The organism is Bartonella sp. TT110JLCBS (assembly GCF_042193405.1).
Classification (GTDB): Bacteria; Pseudomonadota; Alphaproteobacteria; order Rhizobiales; family Rhizobiaceae; genus Bartonella.
On sequence record NZ_JBHILT010000141.1, the window covers coordinates 1 to 981 of the forward strand.

Annotated in this window: 2 protein-coding genes; both read left to right on the plus strand. The window is 31.5% G+C overall.

The features are described from left to right. The first annotated feature begins 283 nt into the window (after nt 1-283). On the plus strand, nt 284-634 hold the full coding sequence (locus ACFILW_RS10070; protein ID WP_041581387.1) for a type II toxin-antitoxin system RelE/ParE family toxin: 351 nt from the start codon (nt 284-286) through the stop codon (nt 632-634). A gap of 1 nt (nt 635) precedes the next feature. After that, complete coding sequence (locus tag ACFILW_RS10075; protein ID WP_015856199.1) at nt 636-959, plus strand: helix-turn-helix domain-containing protein; 324 nt, start codon at nt 636-638, stop codon at nt 957-959. Nucleotides 960-981 lie beyond the last annotated feature (22 nt).

Sequence of the window (981 nt, forward strand, 5' to 3'; positions counted from 1 at the left end):
AACGCTTGTTATGGCTATCAAACGTATCAAACAAATCAAAACGCTCGGTAGCTTTAACAATCCAATCAAAAGCAAATGCATATTCAATAAATATCTGCAAAAAACGTTCTTTTTACATTTGGAAGCGTTGGTTTTTACAAAGCAGCTTTTCATAAGATAAATAAACAATTATGGTTTTTTGTTACCATTTTTATCAAGTCAATTTTATTAATAATAGTTATTAAAAAATCACAAAATTAGAATAACCACTTGAAAATATACCCATATGGGTATATTAATAATCATGAGTAAAATAAAACGTATCATATGGCTTGGTTCTTCACTCAAAGATATAAAAAGTCTTCCTGATCTTATTCAACAAAGGATTGGTTATGCTCTTTATCTTGCTCAGATAGGAGATAGAGGAGAAAATGTTAAGGTTCTCAAGGGGTTTGGATCTGCCAATGTTCTAGAAATTATTGAACGCGATATTCAAGGAACTTATCGCGCTGTTTATACGATACAATATAAAAAATCTCTTTATGTGTTGCATTGTTTTCAGAAAAAATCGACCCGTGGCATTGCAACACCAAAACCAGACATTAATCTGATTAAAGAACGTCTCAAGTTAGCAGAACAATTAGAAGGGAATTAAAATGATCAATGTTTTTCACGGTAGTTCCAATGTTTATGCGGATCTTGGCTTTTCAGATTCCAGAGAGATGCTTATCAAAGCGCAACTTGCTCATAAGATTAGTCAAATTCTGAAAGAAAAGAACTTAACACAAAAACAGGCTAGTCAACTTTTGAAAATGACTCAACCAAAACTGTCTAAACTCTTAAGTGGAGAATTTCGAGGAATTAGTGAAATGAAAATGCTTGAGTGTTTGGCAAAATTGGGAAACGATATAAAGATTATTGTTAATCCGAAAGAAGTTAAAACGCTTGAAGGACATTTTGAAGTTGTTTTTTCTTCTTAAACTTCTTTATGATTAGCTTTTT